Source organism: Burkholderia sp. E168m22, assembly GCF_001319805.1.
Classification (GTDB): domain Bacteria; phylum Pseudomonadota; class Gammaproteobacteria; order Burkholderiales; family Burkholderiaceae; genus Burkholderia; species Burkholderia orbicola.
Map to the genome: position 1 here is coordinate 55626 of NZ_BBSK01000038.1, position 14004 is coordinate 69629.

The following is a 14004-nucleotide window of genomic DNA, read 5'->3' on the forward strand; positions in this document are numbered from 1 at the left end:
ATCATTCTCCGGCCGTTCGCATACCCGATAAATACGCGGCTCCACAATAAACATTCATGAAAACAGGCCGTTAAAATCAAGCAAGCCGATAGATAGAATTCAATCAACGCTTTCTGTTTATCGATAAAAAAATGGATGAACTCCTACCGATGCGACTATTCGTCAAGGTCGCCGAACTTCGCAGTTTCGCGCGCGCCGCCACGGAACTGAACATCTCCAACTCGTCGGCCACCCGCCTCGTCATGAGCATCGAGGACCGGCTCGGCGCACGCCTGCTGAATCGCACCACCCGCAGCCTGTCGCTGACCGACGCAGGCCACCTCTATCTGGCGCAGATACGTCACGTGATCGACGAAATCGACCGGGTGGAGGACACGATCGCCTCGATGCACCACGAACCGATCGGATCGCTGAAAATCGCCGCGCCGGTCATGTTCGGGATGCACGTGCTCGCGCCGGCCATCGATGCGTTCAAGATGCGCCACCCGGCCATCGTGCCGGAAGTCACGATCGTGGACCGTCACGTCGATCTCGTGTCGGAGGGCTTCGACGTCGGGCTGCTGCTGTCCCAGCACATCAGCAACAACACGCTGGTGAAGCGCCCGCTCACGCGGCTTAGGCAGCTCGTCTGCGCCGCACCGCAATATGCCGAGCGGCACGGCACGCCCGCGCATCCGCAGGATCTCGCGTCGCACGCCTGCCTGGCGTTCCATGCCGATTTCATGGGCGAATACCTGTCGTTCGATCACGACCAGACGCGCATCACCGTACGCCCGAACAAGTCCGCGTCGTCGAACAACGTCGGGCTGATCCGGAACTGGGCGCTGTCCGGCATGGGCATCGCGGTCCTGCCCGACTTCCTCGTCAAGTCGGATCTCGACGACGGCCGGCTGCTCGCGCTGCTGCCCGGCTATCGGCTCGAGGCCCTCGAGATGAACGTCGCGTACCCGAGCCGCCGGCACTTTCCGCGCAAGGCCCGACTTTTCGTCGATCACCTGATCGACCATTTCGTCAGTTGAATGCAGGACGGCATCGCGCACGATTTTTCACGCCGATTCGCGGTCGCCCGCTCGAGCCGCACTCGCCCCGCACCCGGCCGCGGCGGCGCGCCGGCAGGCGCTCCCACGGCCGTCGACCCGTCACCCGGCGGGTATGGGCACGCCTGTTGCGCCGGCGCATCTCGGTAGTCGACCGCTCTTGGCAGCCCGCCGCGGAGGACTACACTAATCCTTAATGGGGTGCGGCCGGATAACCGCGCCCTCAGGGAGACGCCGCCATGAATCGGCCGCTGAATCGTATCCTGCCGCGCGTGACCGGTCCCGCCTCGGTGTGGACGTGGGTCAAGTGGTCCTTGCTCGCCGCACTGCTGATCGCGCTCGCGATCGTCGCGCGGCTCGTGCAGACCGAGATCGAAACCTCCCGGCTGCAGGCGCGCTACCTGTCCGAGCTCACCCGCGACGTCGGCTATACGGTCGAGGCGGGGCCGAGCGATCACATCCGCTTCCCCGCGAACGGCCCGTACGACCAGCGCTTCGGCTACGCGATGATCCCCGCGTTCCAGCAGCGGCTGCTCTCGCGCGGCTTCGTCGTCAGCGAGCAGGCGCGCGATTCGCAGCGGATGCTGGCGCTCGGCGAGCGCGGGCTGTTCCTTCCTTATGAAGAGAAGGACCAGACGGGCCTGATGCTGTTCGATTCGACCGGCTCGCCGCTGTTCGCGACCGTGTTTCCGCAGCGCGTCTACGCGGACTTCGACACGGTGCCGCGCGTGATCACCGATTCGCTGCTGTTCATCGAGGATCGCTACCTGCTCGACGGGAACGAACCGAACCGCAACCCGGCGATCGACTGGGGGCGCTTCAGCCGCGCGCTCGCCGACCAGGCGCTGCACGTCGTCAACCGCCATCAGGCGCGCCCGGGCGGCAGCACGCTCGCGACGCAGATCGAGAAATTCCGCCATTCTCCCGAGGGCCGCACCGCGACGCCGCCCGAAAAGCTGCGGCAGATCGCGTCCGCGTCGGTGCGCGCCTACCTGAACGGTCCGCAGACGATGCTCGCGCGCCGCACGATCGTCGTGCGCTACCTGAACTCGGTGCCGCTCGCCGCGCGGCCGCACGTGGGCGAAATCACCGGCATCGGCGACGGTCTCGCCGCGTGGTATGGCCGCGACTTCAACGACGTGAACCGCATCCTGTCCGCGCCGACGACCGGCGACAACGTCGACCAGCAAGGCAAGACGTTCCGCGAAGTGTTGTCGCTGCTGATCGCGCAGCGCGCGCCGTCGTACTTCCTCAACCGCGGCTATCCGGCGTTGCAGAAGCTGACCGACAGCTACCTGCGGCTGCTGTCCAACGGCGGCATGATCTCGCCCGCGCTGCGCGATGCCGCGCTCGCCGCGCAGATCGAACGCAGCGCGCCGCCGGCCGCCGCGCGCGTGCAGTCGTTCGTGTCGCGCAAGGCCGTCACCTCCGCGCGCGCATCGCTGCTGTCGGCGCTGGGCATCAGCGACCTGTACCAGCTCGACCAGCTCGACCTGCAGGCCACCAGCACGCTCGACAACGGCGTGCAGCAGGCGGTCGCCGAGCGGCTCGCGCGGGCGTCGACGCGCGACGGTGCGCAGGCCGCCGGCCTGTACGGTTTCGAGATGCTCGCGCCGAAGGACGACCCGTCGCACCTCACGTACAGCTTCACGCTGTACGAGCACCGCAACGGCGCGAACATGCTGCGCGTGCAGACCGACAGCGTGAACCAGCCGTTCGACGTGAATCGCGGCGGCCGCATCAACCTCGGCTCGACCGCGAAGCTGCGCACGCTGATCACGTACCTGCAGATCGTCTCCGACCTCCATGCGCGCTATGCGAACCTGTCGAACGCGGAGCTGGCGCGCGTGAAGCCCGATCCGATCGACGGGCTGTCGCGCTGGGCGCTCGACTATCTGTCGCATACGCGCGACCGCTCGCTGCAGGCGATGCTCGATGCGTCCGTCGAGCGCAAATATTCGGCGAGCCCGGACGTGTTCTACACGGGCGGCGGCGCGCAGGTGTTCTCCAACTTCGAGAAGTCGGACAACGGCCGCATCCTGACGCTGCACGCGGCGTTCGAGCACTCGGTCAACCTCGTGTTCGTGCGGCTGATGCGCGACATCGTTCACTATGAAACGCTGCAGGCGGCCGGCCCGTCGTCGTCGTGGCTCAACGATCCCGCGCAGCGCCAGCATTACCTGCAGCAATTCGTCGACGGCGAAAGCCAGGTCTACGTGAAGCGCTACTACACGCGCTATGCGGGCAAGGCGCCCGACGACGCGCTCGCGCTGATGCTGCGCGACGTACGCAAGTCGCCGCCGAAGCTCGCGACGGTGCTGCGCAGCGTCGCGCCGAACGAGTCTCTCGCGTGGTTCTCGGCGCAGATGCGCGCGCAACTGAAGGGCACGCCGGCCGCGACGCTGTCCGACGACGATCTCGCCGCGCTCTACGCGAAGTACGCGATCGACCGCTTCAACCTCAACGACCGCGGCTATATCGCGAGCGTCCATCCGCTCGCGCTGTGGACGCTCAACTACCTGCGCGCGCACCCGGGCGCGTCGCTCGCCGAGGTTCAGCGCGACAGCCGCGATACGCGTTTCTACACGTATTCGTGGCTGTACAAGACCCGCTACCACGCGACGCAGGACCGGCGCATCCGCCGCATGGTCGAGCTGCGCGCGTATGCGGAGATCACGAAGTCGTGGCGCGCGCTTGGCTACCCGTTCGCGGAAGTGACGCCGTCCTATGCGGCCGCGATCGGTGCATCGGGCGACCAGCCCGACGCGCTCGCGAAACTGATCGGCCTGATCGCGAACGGTGGCCAGAAGGCGCCGACCGAGACGATCACGCGACTCGATTTCGCGAAGGGCACGCCGTACGAAACGCGTTTCGTGCGCGCGGCCGCCCAGCCGCAGCCGGTGCTGTCGCCGGAGATCGTCAACGTGGCGCACACGCTGCTGCGCGACGTCGTGCTCCACGGCACCGCGCGCCGCCTCGCGGGCGGGCTCACGCTGCCGGACGGCAAGACGCTCGACGTGTACGGCAAGACGGGGACGGGCGACCAGCGCTTCAACGTCTATGCGCGCGGCGCGCGGCTGATCGAGTCGCGCAAGGTCAACCGCAGCGGCACCTTCGTGTTCGCGATCGGCGACCGGTTCTTCGGCGTGCTGACGGCGACCGCGCACGAACCGTATGCGGCGCGCTACGACTTCACGAGCGCGATGGCCGTGCAGTTGCTGAAGTCGATGGCGCCGGCGCTCGCACCGCTGATCGAACGCCCGGCCGACGCCGGCACGCGTACCGCGGGGCCGGCGCCGCAGGCGGAAACGCCTGCGGCGAATGCAGCGGCCGTGCAGCCGTCCTGACCGCCTGATCGCGGCGGGTAGGCACCCGCACCGGCGCGCCGCTCAGTGCGAGCGGCCGTCGTAGTGCGTGACGGGCAGCGCGTCGAGGTCGACGCCGTCGATGCAGCGCACGTTGATCGCGGCCATCGCGGTGCCCTTCGGATCGACGCCCTCGCCGAACGCGTGAATCCCGCAGCGCTTGCAGAAGCGATGCCGGATCACGTGCTTGTTGAACATGTAGGTGGCAAGATTCTCGTCGGGTGTCAGCAGCTTCATGTGATCGCGCGGCACGAACCACATCAGCGCGCCCTTGCGCCGGCAGATCGAGCAGTTGCACGCCATCACGCCCTGCAGGTCGCCTTCCGCCTCGAACGTCACGTCTCCACAATGACAGCTTCCGCGATAAAGCATGGTCGTCTCCCGGTGCAGCCCGTGCACGTCGCCGGCGCCCCGGCGGGACACCGTTGGCCGGGCCGATCCAAACGCGTACAGTAGCGCTCGCATGCGTCGCCCGCAATGTCCGGACGGCGCCATCCCTCACCGACCCAGGAGACCGTCATGCTCGAACTGCGCCCCGGCTGCGAATGCTGCGACAAGGACCTGCCGCCCGATTCGGAGGAAGCACGCATCTGTACGTTTGAATGTACGTTTTGCGCGACTTGCGCGGACGACGTGCTGAAGGGCCGCTGCCCGAACTGCGGCGGCGACCTGGTCGCGCGCCCGCGGCGACCGGCGAGCCTGCTCGCGAAGTACCCGCCGTCGACGGAACGGATCCACAAGCCGGGCGGCTGCGCGAACGCCTGACGGCACGGCGCCGGCACCGGCGCCGCGTGCCCGCTTCCGTCACGACATCTCGATCCGGGCACGCGTCACCGCCAGCAGCGTCGCCATCGCGCGGCGAGCGCCGTTCTCGTCGCGCACGCGAATCGCGTCGCTGACGGCCGTATGCTCGGCAAGCGACGCGTTGTACACGTCCGCCCGGCGCGCATTCAACTGCAGTTGCGCCTCGAGCGTGCGATCGATCAGCGCGCCGAGCGGCACCAGCAGCTCGTTGCCACCGGCCTCCAGCACGCTCAGGTGAAAGTGCAGATCGGCGCGCACCCATTCGTCGACGTTGCGCGCGGCGGCCATCGCGCGCACCGCGCCGTCGATCGCGTCGAATGCTTCGGGCGTATGGGTTCGCGCGGCCAGCGCGGCCGCGTGCGGCTCGATCATCTCGCGCATCTCCTGCAGCTTCAGCGCGAATGCGAGCGGCGGCGCGACACGCGCATACCAGTCGAGCAGGTCGGCATCGAGCAGGTTCCACGCCCGGCGCGGCCGCACGCGCGTGCCGACCTTCGGCCGCGATTCGACCAGCCCCTTCGACGTCAGCGTGCGCAGCGCCTCGCGCATCACCGTGCGGCTTACGCCGTACATCTCCATCAGGTCGGGTTCCCTCGGCAGCAGCGATTCGGGCGGATAGTCGCCGCGCAGGATCGCCGTCGCGAGCCGGAAGGCCGTCTGTCCATGCAGGTCGCGTTGAATGATCGTTCTCCGTCGGGCGAACTGCCCACTATCTGCACATTAATGCTATTAATACTATTTTTTATTCGACTACGCTAGGATAACCGCGAAAGCACGGATCGTGCGCCGCGCCCGCGCGGGCGCGCCGGTCAATCATGGAGACTCGCGTCATGAAAATCACCCGCCTCGAAACGTTCGTCGTCCCGCCCCGGTGGCTGTTCCTCAAGATCGAAACCGACGAGGGCATCATCGGCTGGGGCGAACCGGTCGTCGAAGGCCGCGCGCACACGGTCGAGGCCGCCGTGCAGGAACTGGCCGACTACCTCGTCGGCCGCGACCCGCTGCTGATCGAGGATCACTGGCAGGTGATGTACCGCGCAGGCTTCTACCGCGGCGGCCCGATCATGATGAGCGCGATCGCGGGCGTCGACCAGGCGCTGTGGGACATCAAGGGCAAGCATCACGGCGTGCCGGTGCACGCGCTGCTCGGCGGCCAGGTGCGCGACCGCATCAAGGTGTATTCGTGGATCGGCGGCGACCGGCCGAGCGACGTCGCGAACAATGCACGCGCGGTGGTCGAGCGCGGCTTCAAGGCCGTGAAGATGAACGGCTCCGAGGAGCTGCAGATCGTCGACACCTATGACAAGGTCGAACAGGTGATCGCGAACGTCGCGGCGGTGCGCGACGCGGTCGGCCCGCACGTCGGGATCGGCGTCGACTTCCACGGCCGCGTGCACAAGCCGATGGCGAAGGTGCTCGCGAAGGAACTCGATCCGTACAAGCTGATGTTCATCGAGGAGCCGGTGCTGTCGGAAAACGCCGAGGCGCTGCGCGACATCGTCAACCAGACCAACACGCCGATCGCGCTCGGCGAACGGCTGTACTCGCGCTGGGACTTCAAGCACATCCTCGCGGGCGGCTACGTCGACATCATCCAGCCGGACGCATCGCACGCGGGCGGCATCACCGAGTGCCGCAAGATCGCGACGCTCGCGGAAAGCTACGACGTCGCGCTCGCGCTGCACTGCCCGCTCGGGCCGATCGCGCTCGCCGCGTGCCTGCAGCTCGACGCGGTCAGCTACAACGCGTTCATCCAGGAACAGAGCCTGGGCATCCACTACAACCAGGGCAACGACCTGCTCGACTATCTGCGCAACCCCGAGGTGTTCCGCTACGAGGACGGCTTCGTCGCGATCCCGCAGGGCCCGGGGCTCGGCATCGACGTGAACGAGGAGAAGGTGCGCGAGATGGCGAAGACGGGACATCGCTGGCGCAACCCGGTGTGGCGTCACGCGGACGGCAGCGTCGCCGAGTGGTGATGAACGCGTGAGATAAGAAAGAGGCGTTGCGCGGCATGCGCCGCGCGAGGCGTTCGACACGGCCGCCCCGGCAGGGCGGCCGTTCTTGCATCCGCGGCGCGCGCCGGCGCCCTACACTGCGCCGCGCCGTTCGGCCGTCAGCCGAGCGCCGCGAACCCTGGCACGCTGAACGACAGCACGGCCGCCGCGACGAACACGCCGATCATCGTCATCCCTTCGAGATGCAGGATGTTGCGGAACGTGTGCGCGTCCTCGGTCGACGCGGTGCGGCGCAGGCGCGGCAGCGCCGAGAAGCGGTTGAGGCCGCCGAGCACGAGCGCGAGTGCGACGAGCAGCAGCTTCAACAGCAACACGCGCCCCCACGTGCTGCCGTCGAGCGGCGCGAGCGAGCCGCCGAGCCCGCGGATCGCGTTGAGCACGCCCGTGCCGAGCACGAACACCACCGCGACGATCGACGTGCGCGACAGGTGCTGGCCGATACGGATCAGCGCGCCGCGCGCGACCGACGTCCCCAGCGCGGGCAGCACCGCGAGCCCGCCCGCGAGCACGAGGCCGCCCCATACGGCGGTGGCCAGCAGGTGCAGCGTCTGCACGCCGACCGCCGCGGACAGCACGCCGCTATCGGCCGCATGGCCGAGCGAGGCCTTGCCGGCCGCGACCACGATCACCGCGAGCCACAGCACCGCATGCGCGAGCGGGCCGTCCGGCTTCGCGAGCGCGACGAACGCGAGCACCACCGCGCCGGCGAACGCGACGCTCCACGCGAAGCCCGTGTGCGTCTGCATCAGCATCACGGGAATCGCGGCGAACGCGCCGCCAAGCCCCGCGCCGCTCATCGCCGCGGCCTCGTAGACGAGCCAGCCGAGATCGGCGAGCACCAGCGCCAGCGCCGCCGCGACCAGCGAATGTTGCGCACGCAGCCATGCGGGGTGCGACGGCGCGACGACCGGCCGCGCGCCGTCCTTGCCGAGCCACGCCTTGAGCAGCGCCGAGCCGACCGCCATCGCGAACGCCGCATCCATCAGCGCCGCGAGTGCGACCTGACCGATCCACAAGCTGTCGAACTTCATCGCGCACACCCTCCCGCAAGCGGCAGGCCGGCAGGGCGGCTGCGAGGGGACGGACAGCGGGACGGACAGCGTGAGGAAGGCAACGGCACGGTAGAAAACGTCATCGATGAATCCGGAAACGGGAGAAATGACTGGACCTGCGGCGGAGGCGGCGCCGCGCGACCCGCGAGTGTACGGTCTTCGATGGTGAAAACGCACGCCGGTTCACACGGCCCGACCGCAATGCGCGTCAAATTGTCGCAAGTCGCAAACGGACAGGAACCGATGTCCTTTCGTCAAATAGCCGTCATTACCCATCGATGATAGAATGCCGCGTCGCAGCAGCCCGGCTGTCCTGCCGTCCATGCGCCGAGCCGATCGTAGCCCGGACAAGGTCCCCGACGAATAAACATGGAGTCTCGTGTGTCTTCAAGACGCCTCTTCCGTCCGCTGCTCGCCGTTCTGATGATCGGCGGCGCGGGCCTTATGAGCGCTGCCCAAGCGCAGACCAAGCCCACGGAGCAAGCGCACGCCCAGCAGGCGCCGCTCAAGGCACCCGATACCATGGCCGAGCGCGTGCGCGGCTGTACCGCATGTCACGGCGTCCACGGCCAGGGCACGGACAACGACTATTTCCCGCGGCTTGCCGGCAAGCCGGCCGAGTACCTGTACAACCAGCTCGTCAACTTCCGTGACGGCCGGCGCAAGTACCCGCCGATGAACTATCTGCTGACGTACCTGAACGACGACTACCTGCGCGAAATCGCCGAGCACTTCTCGGCCGAACGTCCGCCGTACCCGACGCCGGCGAAGTCGACGCTGCCGGCCGCGACGCTCGCACGCGGCAAGCAGCTCGTCACGCAGGGCGACCCGGCCCGCAAGCTGCCCGCCTGCGTGGCCTGCCACGGCGCGGGCCTGACCGGCATGCAGCCGGCGATCCCGGGCCTCGTCGGCCTGCACGCCGATTACCTGAGCGCGCAGCTCGGCGCATGGCGCTCGGGCAACCGCCACGCGAAGGCGCCCGACTGCATGCACGACATCGCCGCGAAGCTTTCCGACGAAGACGTGACGGCCGTGACCGCATGGCTCGCCGCGCAACCGGCGCCCGCCAACCCCGTGCCGGCCCCGGCGCGTTCGATGAAGACTCCGCTCGCCTGCGGCAGCGAACCGCAATAAGGCAAGGGAGACAGACACAATGAAACGCAAGTCCCTGTTTGCACTCTCGGCCGTCGCGATCGTCGCGGCTGCCGCCCTCGTGCCGGTCCTGTGGCCGGGCAACGACACGCTGCACGGCGCTGCTGCCGTCGCGGCCACGCCGGCCGACCAGGCCGCGCTGATCAAGAAGGGCGAGTACCTCGCGCGCGTCGGCGACTGTATCGCGTGCCACACCGTGCGCGGCGGCAAGTCGTTCGCGGGCGGCCTGCCGATGGCGACGCCGTTCGGCACGATGTACACGCCGAACATCACGCCGGACGACCAGAACGGTATCGGCAAGTGGACGTCGGACGACTTCTACCGCGCGATGCACACGGGTCGCTCGAAGGACGGCAGCCTGCTGTACCCCGGCTTCCCGTTCGCGAGCTACACGAAGGTCACGCGCGCCGATTCGGACGCGATCTACGCGTACCTGCGTTCGGTCGCGCCGGTGTCGGTGCCGAGCCGTCCGCACGAACTGAAGTTCCCGTTCAACAACCGCAACCTGCTGATCGGCTGGCGCACGCTGTTCTTCAAGGAAGGCGAATACAAGCCGGACCCGACGAAGTCGGTCGAATGGAACCGCGGCGCGTATCTGGTCGAAGGCCTCGGCCACTGCTCGATGTGCCACACGTCGATCAACATGATGGGCGGCCCGGTAAGCTCGTCGGCGTTCGCCGGCGGCCTGATCCCGCTGCAGAACTGGTATGCGCCGTCGCTGACGAACGACAAGGAACTCGGCCTCGGCGACTGGCACGTGCAGGAGCTGTCCGACCTGCTGCAGGCCGGCGTGTCGCAGAAGGGTGCGGTATTCGGCCCGATGGCGGACGTGGTCCACAACAGCCTGCAGTACATGACCGACGAAGATACGCGCGCAATGTCGACGTACCTGAAGTCGATCCCGCAGAAGGCTGAAGCGCCGAAGAACATGCAGTACGAGCCGTCGAAGCAGTTCGGCAACGCGCTGTTCGACCAGGGCAAGAAGATCTACGCGGACAACTGCGCGACCTGTCACGCCGAAACCGGCGCCGGCAAGCCGCCGGCCTATCCGCCGCTCGCGGGCAACCACTCGATCATGATGGAATCGGCAGTCAACCCGATCCGCATGGTGCTGAATGGCGGCTACCCGCCGAGCACGTTCAAGAATCCGCGTCCGTATGGGATGCCGCCGTTCGCGCAGTCGCTGTCGAACCAGGAAGTCGCGGCGGTCGTCACGTATATCCGGATGTCTTGGGGTAACAACGGTACGCCGATCTCGCCGCAACAGGTGAGCGACCTGCGTTCCGCGCCGCTCGACTAAGAAGCGGCTCACACAAACGGGGCGCGGCTGCGGGAAACCGCGGCCGCGCCCTTTTGCTTTTTGGCTGTTTAGCGATGCAGGTTTGCCGCGCGGGCCGCGCGCTGCATCGCCGATCATAAAACTCAAGAGTGGTATCTATGTCTTTCGAATCTCTCGGCCTGGCCGAACCGCTGGTCAAGGCGGTCAACGAGCTCGGCTATACGTCGCCGACTCCGATCCAGCAGCAGGCGATCCCGGCCGTCCTCGGCGGCGGCGACCTGCTCGCCGGCGCACAAACCGGCACCGGCAAGACCGCCGGCTTCACGCTGCCGATCCTGCAACGCCTGCACACGTTCTACGCCGAGCACCGTGGCGCGAAGCGCGCGGTGCGCGCGCTGATCCTCACGCCGACGCGCGAACTCGCCGCCCAGGTCGAGGAAAGCGTCCGTGCGTACAGCAAGTACCTGAAGCTGCGCTCGACCGTGATGTTCGGCGGCGTCAGCATCAATCCGCAGATCGATGCGCTCAAGCGCGGCGTCGACATCGTCGTCGCGACGCCGGGCCGCCTGCTCGACCACATGCAGCAGAAGACCATCGACCTGTCGGATCTCGACATCCTCGTGCTCGACGAAGCCGACCGGATGCTCGACATGGGCTTCATCCACGACATCAAGCGGGTGCTCGCGAAGCTGCCGCCGCAGCGTCAGAACCTGCTGTTCTCGGCGACCTTCTCGGATGAAATCAAGGCGCTCGCCGACAGCCTGCTCGACTCGCCCGCGCTGATCGAGGTCGCCCGCCGCAACACGACCGCCGAGAGCGTCGCGCAGAAGATCCACCCGGTCGACCGCGACCGCAAGCGCGAGCTGCTCACGCACCTGATCCGCGAACACAACTGGTTCCAGGTGCTCGTGTTCACGCGCACCAAGCACGGCGCGAACCGGCTCGCCGAGCAGTTGACGAAGGACGGCATCAGCGCGATGGCGATCCACGGCAACAAGAGCCAGTCGGCCCGCACGCGCGCGCTGGCCGAGTTCAAGAACAGCACGCTGCAGGTGCTCGTCGCGACCGACATCGCCGCGCGCGGGATCGACATCGACCAGCTGCCGCACGTCGTCAACTTCGATCTGCCGAACGTGCCCGAGGATTACGTGCACCGCATCGGCCGCACGGGCCGCGCGGGCGCGACCGGCGAAGCCGTGTCGCTCGTGTGCGTCGACGAGAAGCAGTTGCTGCGCGACATCGAGCGGCTGATCAAGCGCGAGATCCCGCAGGAAGTGATCGCGGGCTTCGAACCCGATCCGAACGCGAAGCCGGAGCCGATCCAGCAACGCCGCGGGCAGCAGCAACCGCGCGGCGGTGGCAGTGGTGGCGGCAATCGCCAGCCGCGTGCCGGCGGCTCAGGCCAGCCGGCCGCGAAACGCGACGGCAACGCGCAACCGAAGGCCGGGCAACCGAAGGCTGCAGCGCAGCAGAAGGCCGCGAAGCCGCGCACGCAAGGCGGCGCCGCCGGCAACGGCGGACGTCCGGCAGGTGGCGGCAACGGCGCCCGCCCGGCAAGCGGCAACGCCGCGCATCCGAACCGCAACCGTTCGTCGCGCAGCGGCCAGCGCGGTCACTGAAGCCGCGCGGCCGCGCGCCGCAGGTGCTCGATCTGGCGTTGCCAGCGTGCGAGCACCGCGGCGCGCTCCCCTTCCAGCGTGAACGTGACGCCGGTCGCGAGACGCGCATAGCCGACCCGCTGCGCATCGCCGTGCGCGATCGTCGCGGCGAATCCGGCCAGGCCGCCGAAGTCCCCTTCGAGCGGCACCATCTCCAGTTGCGCCTGAAAGAACGCGCCGTCCGCGACGAGCGTCAACGCGGCCGTGCGCCGCTGCGCGATCGCGCGCGCCGCCCGCGACTGAGGCCAGAGCGCGATCAGCAGCGTGCGCGCATCGTGTGCATAGATCTCGCCGACGCTGAGCAGCGTCGTGCGCAACTGGCCGTCGTCGGTCGCGACGATCAGCGACGCGGCGAGGTCGGCATGACGCTCGAGTGCGGTGCCGTCGAACAGCGACACGACGGCGGACGGCCACGTGTCGAACGTCCATTGTTCGAGCGCGTGGCGATGGGTATCGGTCATGATGGCGTGGCCCGGGCGCGGATCGGATGAGGATGCGTCAGCATACGCGCGCCGGGCCGTGCCGCGGCGATCAGCGCAGGAAAACGTGCCGCGTGATCTTCGTGAGTGGATAGTGGACGCCCGGCTGGATCTTCGCGGGCAGGTCGAGCGGCTTGAGCAGCATCTTCACGCACATGTCGGCCGACAGGTTGCGCCGCACCAGCGAGTTGATGCGCGCGGCGCGCTCGCGGTTGTACTGGCTGTCGCCGACGCGATCCGGATAGCGGATCGCGAACACGTGGCGCAGCGCGATCTCGGAATCCTCGTTCTTGATTTCCATCACGCGGCGCGCGAGGGCCCCGAGCACCGCGAGCCGCCCGTTGCCTTCGACCTGGTTGTACTTCTTGAAGAACTTGAAGAAGTGCTTGTAGTGACGCACTTCGTCGGTGCGGATGTTGTCGGTGATTTCCTTCAGCACCGGCTCGTCCGAGCATTCGTTGATCGCGCGATAGAGCGTGGCCGTGCCCGTCTCGACGACGCAGCGTGCGACCATTTCGAGCGCGCGGGTTTTCTCGAACGCCTCGACCGAGCAGGTCTTCGAATACTCGGCAAAGAAATTCGCGAAGGCGGTATCCCAGTCGAACTCGGGCCACACGTGCGCGATGTAGGCCTTCAGCGCGCGCCCGTGCTGCAATTCTTCGGGCTCCCATGCATTGTTGAGCCATGCGGAGACTTCCGGATCGTCATTGAAGAATTCGCTCAGATTGCTCGTATAGAGATCCGAGCCGCTCTCGATGAACGACGACGCGCACAGCAGCAGCAGCAGATCCTCGTTCGCGGCCGCACGCTGACGATCGATCCGGTTCAGGTCGATGTCCTCGATACGCCACGGCATCACATGCGTCGTTTTGGTGTCCATGGTAGTGCGCTCCCAGTCGTCGCGCGGAGGCCGGCCCATGCCTGGGGCACAGGCGCCAGCCGATCCGCAGGCGGCGTTTTACTTGCGTTTATAGTGAATCGGTCCGGCCGAACCATCTTGGCATCTTAGCCGGACTTTGATGTTCGTGCTCCAGAGCACTGACCATACCCGACGGGCGCAGTTCCACGGCGTCTGTTGCCGTTCGTTAGATGAGTCCTTCAAACCGCTTGCGCGCGTTCGATGGCAGGCGCCGCGCCAAATGAAAACGGGCGGCCGTCGG

At 67.5% G+C, this 14004-nt stretch carries 12 protein-coding genes; 7 read left to right on the top strand and 5 right to left on the bottom strand.

The features are described from left to right. Positions 1 to 131 precede the first annotated feature (131 nt). Positions 132 to 1019: a LysR family transcriptional regulator gene (locus tag AP428_RS10915; protein ID WP_011546133.1), complete on the top strand. Its 888-nt coding sequence runs from the start codon at positions 132 to 134 to the stop codon at positions 1017 to 1019. A 257-nt stretch (positions 1020 to 1276) separates the two neighbouring features. Continuing rightward, the gene (locus AP428_RS10920; RefSeq protein WP_011546134.1) at positions 1277 to 4384 is read left to right on the top strand and encodes a transglycosylase domain-containing protein; all 3108 of its coding nucleotides are present in this window, start codon (positions 1277 to 1279) and stop codon (positions 4382 to 4384) included. Between the two features lie 42 nt (positions 4385 to 4426). On the opposite strand, the gene AP428_RS10925 is transcribed toward AP428_RS10920, so the two are convergent. Then, the gene (locus AP428_RS10925) at positions 4427 to 4774 is read right to left on the bottom strand and encodes a GFA family protein (protein WP_011546135.1); all 348 of its coding nucleotides are present in this window, start codon (positions 4772 to 4774) and stop codon (positions 4427 to 4429) included. A 147-nt stretch (positions 4775 to 4921) separates the two neighbouring features. Between AP428_RS10925 and AP428_RS10930 the strand changes: the two genes are divergently transcribed. Beyond that, complete coding sequence (locus tag AP428_RS10930) at positions 4922 to 5167, top strand: DUF1272 domain-containing protein (protein WP_011546136.1); 246 nt, start codon at positions 4922 to 4924, stop codon at positions 5165 to 5167. A 39-nt stretch (positions 5168 to 5206) separates the two neighbouring features. Here the strand turns inward: AP428_RS10930 and AP428_RS10935 are convergent, their stop codons facing one another. Beyond that, positions 5207 to 5890 (bottom strand): FadR/GntR family transcriptional regulator, encoded by a 684-nt coding sequence (locus AP428_RS10935; protein WP_034174415.1) that lies wholly within the window; start codon positions 5888 to 5890, stop codon positions 5207 to 5209. Positions 5891 to 6036: 146 nt separating this feature from the next. Between AP428_RS10935 and dgoD the strand changes: the two genes are divergently transcribed. Then, positions 6037 to 7185, top strand: coding sequence for a galactonate dehydratase (gene dgoD / locus AP428_RS10940; protein ID WP_006483258.1), 1149 nt, complete (start codon positions 6037 to 6039; stop codon positions 7183 to 7185). A gap of 137 nt (positions 7186 to 7322) precedes the next feature. Here the strand turns inward: dgoD and AP428_RS10945 are convergent, their stop codons facing one another. Beyond that, positions 7323 to 8255 (bottom strand): CopD family protein, encoded by a 933-nt coding sequence (locus AP428_RS10945; protein ID WP_012329179.1) that lies wholly within the window; start codon positions 8253 to 8255, stop codon positions 7323 to 7325. 390 nt (positions 8256 to 8645) lie between these two features. On the opposite strand from AP428_RS10945, the gene AP428_RS10950 reads away from it, so the two are divergent. From AP428_RS10950 to AP428_RS10960, 3 genes are all read left to right on the top strand, one after another. Continuing rightward, positions 8646 to 9410, top strand: a complete 765-nt coding sequence (locus AP428_RS10950) for a c-type cytochrome (protein WP_011546139.1) — start codon at positions 8646 to 8648, stop codon at positions 9408 to 9410. Between the two features lie 19 nt (positions 9411 to 9429). Continuing rightward, on the top strand, positions 9430 to 10728 hold the full coding sequence (locus AP428_RS10955; protein ID WP_011546140.1) for a cytochrome c: 1299 nt from the start codon (positions 9430 to 9432) through the stop codon (positions 10726 to 10728). A gap of 137 nt (positions 10729 to 10865) precedes the next feature. After that, a complete protein-coding gene (locus tag AP428_RS10960) occupies positions 10866 to 12326 on the top strand; it encodes a DEAD/DEAH box helicase (RefSeq protein WP_011546141.1) in 1461 nt (486 codons plus the stop codon). Here the strand turns inward: AP428_RS10960 and AP428_RS10965 are convergent. Further along, complete coding sequence (locus AP428_RS10965) at positions 12320 to 12826, bottom strand: hypothetical protein (protein ID WP_011546142.1); 507 nt, start codon at positions 12824 to 12826, stop codon at positions 12320 to 12322. The two genes, AP428_RS10960 and AP428_RS10965, sit on opposite strands and share 7 nt — an antisense overlap. A gap of 70 nt (positions 12827 to 12896) precedes the next feature. Then, positions 12897 to 13724: a ferritin-like domain-containing protein gene (locus AP428_RS10970; RefSeq protein ID WP_011546143.1), complete on the bottom strand. Its 828-nt coding sequence runs from the start codon at positions 13722 to 13724 to the stop codon at positions 12897 to 12899. Positions 13725 to 14004: the final 280 nt, after the last annotated feature.

Excerpts from the sequence above, each read along its gene's own strand:
- AP428_RS10915 (WP_011546133.1), top strand. The coding sequence starts at position 132 with ATGGATGAACTCCTACCGATGCGACTATTCGTCAAGGTCGCCGAACTT.
- AP428_RS10920 (WP_011546134.1), top strand. The coding sequence starts at position 1,277 with ATGAATCGGCCGCTGAATCGTATCCTGCCGCGCGTGACCGGTCCCGCC.
- AP428_RS10925 (WP_011546135.1), bottom strand. The coding sequence starts at position 4,774 with ATGCTTTATCGCGGAAGCTGTCATTGTGGAGACGTGACGTTCGAGGCG.
- AP428_RS10930 (WP_011546136.1), top strand. The coding sequence starts at position 4,922 with ATGCTCGAACTGCGCCCCGGCTGCGAATGCTGCGACAAGGACCTGCCG.
- dgoD (WP_006483258.1), top strand. The coding sequence starts at position 6,037 with ATGAAAATCACCCGCCTCGAAACGTTCGTCGTCCCGCCCCGGTGGCTG.
- AP428_RS10945 (WP_012329179.1), bottom strand. The coding sequence starts at position 8,255 with ATGAAGTTCGACAGCTTGTGGATCGGTCAGGTCGCACTCGCGGCGCTG.
- AP428_RS10950 (WP_011546139.1), top strand. The coding sequence starts at position 8,646 with ATGGAGTCTCGTGTGTCTTCAAGACGCCTCTTCCGTCCGCTGCTCGCC.
- AP428_RS10955 (WP_011546140.1), top strand. The coding sequence starts at position 9,430 with ATGAAACGCAAGTCCCTGTTTGCACTCTCGGCCGTCGCGATCGTCGCG.
- AP428_RS10960 (WP_011546141.1), top strand. The coding sequence starts at position 10,866 with ATGTCTTTCGAATCTCTCGGCCTGGCCGAACCGCTGGTCAAGGCGGTC.
- AP428_RS10965 (WP_011546142.1), bottom strand. The coding sequence starts at position 12,826 with ATGACCGATACCCATCGCCACGCGCTCGAACAATGGACGTTCGACACG.
- AP428_RS10970 (WP_011546143.1), bottom strand. The coding sequence starts at position 13,724 with ATGGACACCAAAACGACGCATGTGATGCCGTGGCGTATCGAGGACATC.